The following is a 6479-nucleotide window of genomic DNA, read 5'->3' as shown; positions in this document are numbered from 1 at the left end:
TGCGATCGCGCGCAGGGTTATCTGCTGGGCGCTCCGATGCGGATATGGGACGTGGACGCGCTGCTTGCAGCATGACCTACACGTCGGGGAAAGAGTCCGCTTCGCCCGCATCGTCCGAGGGGCTGCCGTCGCCGCCCACGTCGATCTGAGTCCAGACCACCGGCATCCCCGGCGAGAACAGGATGTCGATCCCGGGTCCTGATCGCAGGGGTGGGATGTTCACGTACCCGCCGCCGGATCGGACGGCCTCAAGGATCTTCTCGCGAAGCTCGGTGACGGGGTCGGGGAGGAAGTAGTCGCGGCCGTCGACCGTGAGCCTGTTGACGATTGTCATTTCTGCCTTTCGTTCCTGCTCCCGAGAGACGCTGCGCGCCCTTCCGGATCTAGGCGCGCTTGGGAGCGAGCGCGGGATCGGGTTCGTCCACGAGTTCGAGGCCGCCCGGGCTGTTGGCGGTGGTCATCAGCGCATCGATCCACGCGCGATTGAGCGCGGGCTCGCGGCCGCCGTAAAACTCGAACTGCAGCGGAATGGCCGGATGAAGCCACAGCGAACTGCGCCCCTTGCCATACGCCGCCTCGAATTTCCACGAGAAGCTGAAGCTCTCCGCACGACGCAGTTTGGCGATGATGACGATGCGCAAGTGCGCCAGCGCTCGGTCTTCGAACTCTACCGACCACGTCGGAGCACCATAAACGAGTTTCCCCACGAGACCTCCAGTCCACCGGCAAGTCTGCCACGCCGCGGCGAGTCGACGGCTCCGGGCTCGCTTCCCGCAAGCGGAAGGTGATCCGGGCGCTCCACCTCGACTGTGCACGGGCGGATATCATCGCGGCATGGTGGGCCGTCCTCCTGATCAGTCCGTCCGTCGCGCGGGACCCGCAGACGCCGACGTCGTCGCCCGCCTTCTGCACGACTTCAACACCGAATTCGACACCGCCAGCCCGGGAACCGCCGTCCTGAGCGCGCGACTGCGATCCCTGCTCGCCGAACCGGGCACTCGTGCGTACCTCGCCGGCGATCCGGCGGCCGGCGTCGCCCTCGTGACGCTGCGGTCCAACGTCTGGTACGACGGACCGGTGGCCCTGCTCGACGAGCTGTACGTCGAACCGGAACGACGTGGCCAGGCGCTGGGCACGGCGCTGATCCAGCGGATGCTCGAAGACGCCCGGGACGACGGAGTTTCGGCGATCGAGATCAACGTGGACGCGCCGGACGTCGACGCCCAGCGGTTCTACGAGCGCCACGGCTTCAGCGGCGTCGACCCCGACACCGGCGACCGCGCGTTCTACTATTCGCTGGAGCTGTGACGCCGCTCTAACGAGCGGCGAGGGTCGACGCGGCCATGTCGGCCACGACGCTGAGAAACGCCTCTTCGTCGGTGTCGAACGGATGAGCGCCCCCGAACACATCGCTCAGGATCCAGTAATGGCTCACCGCCCCCATCAGGATCGTCGCGACCGTCGGCGGATCGAGGCTGCCCGGCCCGGCGTTCACGGCCAGCCAGCGAGCGAGCCCTTCGTGCACGCGCCGCAGCTCGGTGTCACGAACCATGGTCAGCAGGTCAGGGAAGTCCCGCAGGTCGCGCAGCAGCAGTCGGTTCAGGTCGCGCTCGTGCCGGAGCCTCTGGAGCCCGGCACGGGCGAGGGCGAGCAGCTGGGATCGGACGTCATCCGGGTCGGCGGGCACGGTCAGGAACGACGCCAGATCCGGCCCGCTCTCGACCTGCCGTTTCAGGCTCGCCGCCAGCAGCGCGCGTTTACTCGGGAAGTGCCGGTAAAGGCCACCGGAGCCGGGTGAGAGGCCCGCCGCCTTCTCGATCTGCGCAACCGTGGTCGCCTGGTAACCCTGCAGCCCGAACAGCTCTCCTGCCACCTCGAGGACCTTGGCCCGGGTGGCGCCCTCACCCTGCTTCGACAAGAGTCAGCTCGTAGTGCTGCGTGTCATACCGCCGAACCCGATGAACGAGCGGCACGAGCACGCCGTGCAGCACTGGATGCCGCCGGCGCAGAAGTCTGCGCGTCGTCGTCGACTCCCCCTCGTCGAGCAGGCGCGCATTCCCGGATACGGCCTCGCCCGTCGGCTTCCCGAGGAACGTGCACGGTGCGGCGTGGACCTCGGCGAAGTTGCGCAGCCGCTTCGCCTTGCCGGACTGCTCGTACGTGCGGAAGAACAGACGGTCGCCGCGCAGAACGAGACTGACCGGCGTCGCGACCCAGGTTCCGTCGCGCTTGCGGGTCTCCAGGAGGATCGTCTTCTGCCGCGACCAGTCGACGGCCGCGGAAGCGCGCTTCGTGTCCATCTCAGCTCCATAAGTAAGCGATTACTTACAGAGTACCCGACGAGTTCTGTCAAGGCCTCGTCGGTGTGGAACCGTCCGGGTATTGTCGGCATCGGCCCACTCGCGCTACACCGATATCTCCGGAGGTTGCCCCATGAGCATCAATGACGACGACATCACCACCAGCTCCCCGGGCAGCGGCGAGGGTCCTGCTGACGGGGGCGCCGATCCCGCCGGCCACGACGGCGGCGCCGACGGATCAGCCGACAACGGTGAGGGCCCGGCGGACGGCGGCGCGAACCCCGGCGGTCACGACGGCGGCGCCGACGGATCGGCCGACCCGGGCGAAGGCCCGGCGGACGGCGGAGCCAACGCCGAGGGCCATGACGGCGGCGCCGACGGATCCGCTTGAACGAGGTCGTTGAGCGCGGGCCGAGCGATCGGCCCGCGCTCGCTCGTCTCACCGGCATCCCGACCTCGGATTTCGCGGAGCGCTATTGGGGCGAGCAGCCATTGCTCGCCCGACACCCGCCCGCGTTCGAGGACCTGTTCAGCGCGAGCGCTGCCGACGAGCTCATCACCGACCGCGCACTGCGCACCCCCTTCGTGCGCATGGCCGCCGAGGGCGCGATACTTCCGCCGGACTCATTCACCGGGTCGGGCGGCTTCGGCGCCGAGGTCGCCGATCAGCTGGACTCGGCCAAGGTGCTCGAGCAGTTCGCCGGTGGTGCGACGCTCGTCCTCCAGGGCCTGCACCGCACGTGGCAGCCCATCGCCGCCTTCACCCGGCAGCTCGTCTCGGACCTGGGCCACCCCGCACAGGTGAATGCCTACATCACGCCCGCTTCGTCGCGCGGGTTCGACCCGCACTACGACACGCACGACGTGTTCGTGATCCAGATCGCCGGCGCGAAGCACTGGACCATCCACGAGCCGGTGCACCGGCATCCGCTCGCCGACCAGCCGTGGTCGGATCACCGGGACGCAGTCGCCGAGCAGGCGCGCAACACGCCTCTGATCGACGAAGTCTTCGAGCCCGGGGACGTCCTGTACCTGCCGCGAGGGTGGATCCACTCGGCAGTGGCGCAGGGCGGCACATCCATCCACCTGACGATCGGCGTTCGAGCGGCGACCCGGCACGACCTGCTCGCATGCCTCCTGGCGGCAGCGAAGAACGATCCCGCACTGCGGCGGCCGCTTCCGCTCGGCGTCGACTACGCCGACGCGTCCTCCCTCGACGCCGACCTGGCTGCGACGGTCACCTCGGCCCACCACCTGGTGGATGCGGCAGCCGACGACGGCGCGATCGCGGCCGGACTGCAACGCGTGTTCCAGGATGCCGTCCGCCCCGCCCCGGTGCCGCCCCTCGCCACGGTCGACCTGATGGCGAGCCTCGATGCCGCGGCAACCCTCGGATGGCGCACCGCCCTCAGCGGGCGGATCGAGGACGACGAGAAGACGGTGCGCATCGTGCTGCCGCGCAAGACGATCACCCTTCCCGCGGAGGCCTCGGCCGCAGTACACGCGCTCCGCACCCAGGACCAGCCTGCCGGCGCCCTGCCGGGACTGGACCCGCAGTCGTCGCTGGTGGTGTCACGGAGACTGCTGCGCGAGGGGGTTCTGGTGCCGAGATGAGCGCGCGATCGTGAGCGCTACCGCCCTGCCTTCGACCTACGGTCCGACGGAGGCGTGGGAGCCGTGCAGCGACCGCTCCCTCGAACGCGGCGATCCGCTCGCGGGGACCGGCGGCTACGGCGCTCGCTGGTTGCTCGTCGAGATCGACGGCGCATGGGGCACGCACGCGTTCTTCCAATCACGACTCAACCCGTCGATCGGGCGGGCCCTGGTCCGTCGGGCGGAAGGAAGCGGCATCCGGCCGGTGGCGATCCGGCGATTCGGCCTCCGCGCCGACGAGCGCCGTGGGCAGAAGCGGTGGCGGTGGGCGCTGGCCGACGCGCGTCCCGGTCTTGAGTCGATCAAATGGGGCGGCGTCCACGATCCGGCAGAGCTGCTCGACGTGCCCCTCGACGGGAGCGCCGGTGAGGAATCCGATCGGCCGGCCCTGCTGGTGTGCACCCACGCCCGACACGATCAGTGCTGCGCCGTTCGCGGCCGTCCCGTGGCCCAGACGCTCGCCGCCGCCTTCCCGCACGAGACCTGGGAGAGTTCGCACCTGGGCGGCGACCGCTTCGCCGCGACCATGATCATCCTGCCCCATGGCCTGTATTACGGTCGGGTGCCCACCGCGGATGCGCACGCGACCGTCGATCGCTACCTCGACGGCCAGATCGTCGAGCGGTACTACCGGGGGCGCAGCTCGCTGAGCAATGCCGCGCAGGCCGCGCAGTCGTTCGCCCGCACCGCGACCGGGGACGTCCGCATCGACGCGTTCCCGCCGGTGCGCGAGGAGCGGACCGCGGAGGGCTCGTGGCGCATCGACCTCGCCCACGAAAGCGAGCTCCTGACAGTCACTCTGCGGGAACAGATGTCGGCCCCGCTGCTGAGCACGTGCGCGGCGACGCGGCCTGCTCCCGTGCGCGAATTCGCGCTGGGGTCGATCTCTCGGCGCCCGGCCGACGCGTAGCTCGCCCGTATGGTGGAGCAGTCATCACCAATGCCGGCGCGAACGGCGGCGACGTGCGGGCGCTCGTCTACGTCGACGCCTTCATCCCGGACGAGGGCGAGACGGTGGTCGGCATCCTGGACGGATCCAGTTCGGCGCTGGCGGTGGCAGATCCCACGGCCGTCCTCGACGTCGCCGGGTACCCCGGAGCGCCGGAAGGGGCCGCCGAGGCGTTCCTCAAGCCGGACACCGTGCACAACTTCTTCGCCCAGGATCTTCCCGAGGCTGACCGGTGGACCATCGTGGCCACGCAGCGCCCGGCGTCGTTCGTGGCGAACGTGACCCCGTCGGCCGCCCCCGCGTGGAAGAGCATCCCCAGCTGGGCGGTGCTCGGCACTGAGGACCTGATCATCCCGATCGACGTGCAGCGCCGCATGGCGGAGCGTGCCGGAGCGACCATCACCGAGGTCGACGCCTCGCACGTGTCGATGGTCTCGCAGCCCGCCGCGACGCTGGCGGCGATCCAAGCGGCGGTCGACTCGATCAGCTGACGCGGCGTCAGCGAAGCTCGGTCATCCCCGCTTCCGACACACGGCCGCCTACCTCGACCTGCCGGCCGAGGTAGCGCACGTGGGTATGCAGGAGAGACCCTCTGCCCTGCACGATGTCGAGATCGCGCCCCTGTTCGGCCGTGAGCCGCATCGCGGCCGAACCGGTGGCTTCGTCTTCGCGGATCCCGAACTCCGGTGCGAAGATGCGTGCCCGGACCCGCCCGGCAGGTTCGTCGAGCCATGCCCACACGTAGTGCAATCCGTAGCCGTACGCGTCCGGATCGACAGCCTCGACCTCTTCCGGTGACGTGAGCCGGTTGAGCTCGAACGCCGGAGTCCACTCCGGCAGGCCGGTCACGAACACCATGTCGCCGTCCATGCGCACCCGCACGTGCCCCGCCGGGACCTTGATGGCGTCCACCTCGTCGTCGTTGGCGCGCAGCCACGCCGCCAGCCCGACCGTCGGATGCCCGGCGAACGGCAGCTCGCGAGTGGGGGTGAAGATCCGTGCAGTGGCGACCCGATCGGCGACCGCATCGATGAAGGTGGTCGCGCTGAAGCCGAGGTCGGCAGCGATCTGCTGCTCGTGTCTGCGCGTCGAGGGCGATGACCAGACGATGCCGAGCGGGTTGCCGAACGCGCCGTCGTCATCGACGAACACGTTGACTACATCCACGAGAAGGTTCACGTCAGCCCATTCTGACAGGGGATGCCGGGGCCCGCTGCAGCATCGCGGGCCGCGGGAATCAGTCATCCGCTGCAGCGCGGGAGTTGACTACGGTGGAAGCAGGCCGGACGCGGCCGACGACTCGGAGGTCCCGGCGTGAAGGTCATCGCGGTCTACAGCACCAAGGGCGGCGTCGGAAAGACGACCGCCGCGGTCAATCTGGCGTGGGAGGCATCGAAGCAGAGCACCTGCCCCGATAAGCACCGGACGGTCACCGATGTGGTCGTGCCCGCCACCGTGCAGATCGAGCGGATGGGAACCGAGAGGGCCCCGGTCGGAAGCTACGCCCCCGGGGTGGAGGCGGTGCGCGCCCATGGGGAGCTCTGGTGTCGCGTGCAGACCCTGGTGAGACCGAAGTC

11 protein-coding genes are annotated in these 6479 nt (G+C 69.5%); 6 read left to right on the top strand and 5 right to left on the bottom strand.

Annotated elements, in window-relative coordinates:
• Positions 1-76: 76 nt before the first annotated feature.
• Together VFX99_RS15720 and VFX99_RS15715 are read right to left on the bottom strand one after the other, a co-directional pair.
• Complete coding sequence (locus VFX99_RS15720) at positions 77-334, bottom strand: hypothetical protein (RefSeq protein ID WP_329667233.1); 258 nt, start codon at positions 332-334, stop codon at positions 77-79.
• A gap of 49 nt (positions 335-383) precedes the next feature.
• Complete coding sequence (locus tag VFX99_RS15715) at positions 384-641, bottom strand: ATP-dependent DNA ligase (protein ID WP_329667232.1); 258 nt, start codon at positions 639-641, stop codon at positions 384-386.
• Positions 642-834: 193 nt separating this feature from the next.
• On the opposite strand from VFX99_RS15715, the gene VFX99_RS15710 reads away from it, so the two are divergent.
• Positions 835-1308: a GNAT family N-acetyltransferase gene (locus VFX99_RS15710; RefSeq protein WP_329667231.1), complete on the top strand. Its 474-nt coding sequence runs from the start codon at positions 835-837 to the stop codon at positions 1306-1308.
• Between the two features lie 7 nt (positions 1309-1315).
• On the opposite strand, the gene VFX99_RS15705 is transcribed toward VFX99_RS15710, so the two are convergent.
• A complete protein-coding gene (locus VFX99_RS15705) occupies positions 1316-1918 on the bottom strand; it encodes a TetR/AcrR family transcriptional regulator (RefSeq protein ID WP_329667230.1) in 603 nt (200 codons plus the stop codon).
• A complete protein-coding gene (locus VFX99_RS15700; protein ID WP_329667229.1) occupies positions 1902-2300 on the bottom strand; it encodes a PPOX class F420-dependent oxidoreductase in 399 nt (132 codons plus the stop codon). The genes VFX99_RS15705 and VFX99_RS15700 overlap by 17 nt, the downstream gene beginning before the upstream one ends.
• 133 nt (positions 2301-2433) lie before the next feature.
• Between VFX99_RS15700 and VFX99_RS15695 the strand changes: the two genes are divergently transcribed.
• From VFX99_RS15695 to VFX99_RS15680, 4 genes are read left to right on the top strand one after another with little or no spacing between them, the layout of a single operon-like run.
• Positions 2434-2691, top strand: coding sequence for a BatC protein (locus VFX99_RS15695; RefSeq protein WP_329667228.1), 258 nt, complete (start codon positions 2434-2436; stop codon positions 2689-2691).
• Entirely contained in the window at positions 2688-3914 is a 1227-nt protein-coding gene (locus VFX99_RS15690) for a cupin domain-containing protein (RefSeq protein WP_329667227.1), read from the top strand. Before VFX99_RS15695 ends, VFX99_RS15690 begins: the two co-directional genes overlap by 4 nt.
• Positions 3915-3924: 10 nt before the next feature.
• Entirely contained in the window at positions 3925-4863 is a 939-nt protein-coding gene (locus VFX99_RS15685) for a sucrase ferredoxin (RefSeq protein WP_329667226.1), read from the top strand.
• The gene (locus VFX99_RS15680) at positions 4788-5393 is read left to right on the top strand and encodes an alpha/beta hydrolase (RefSeq protein ID WP_329667225.1); all 606 of its coding nucleotides are present in this window, start codon (positions 4788-4790) and stop codon (positions 5391-5393) included. Before VFX99_RS15685 ends, VFX99_RS15680 begins: the two co-directional genes overlap by 76 nt.
• A gap of 7 nt (positions 5394-5400) precedes the next feature.
• On the opposite strand, the gene VFX99_RS15675 is transcribed toward VFX99_RS15680, so the two are convergent.
• Positions 5401-6081, bottom strand: a complete 681-nt coding sequence (locus VFX99_RS15675) for a PhzF family phenazine biosynthesis protein (RefSeq protein WP_329667224.1) — start codon at positions 6079-6081, stop codon at positions 5401-5403.
• A 135-nt stretch (positions 6082-6216) separates the two neighbouring features.
• Here VFX99_RS15675 and VFX99_RS15670 point away from each other — a divergent pair.
• Positions 6217-6479: ParA family protein (locus VFX99_RS15670; RefSeq protein ID WP_329667223.1), on the top strand; the 263-nt coding region annotated here is incomplete at its 3' end.

Source organism: Microbacterium sp. (assembly GCF_036277215.1).
Classification (GTDB): Bacteria; Actinomycetota; Actinomycetes; order Actinomycetales; family Microbacteriaceae; genus Microbacterium.
This window is presented reverse-complemented; position numbering and strand designations above follow the sequence as displayed.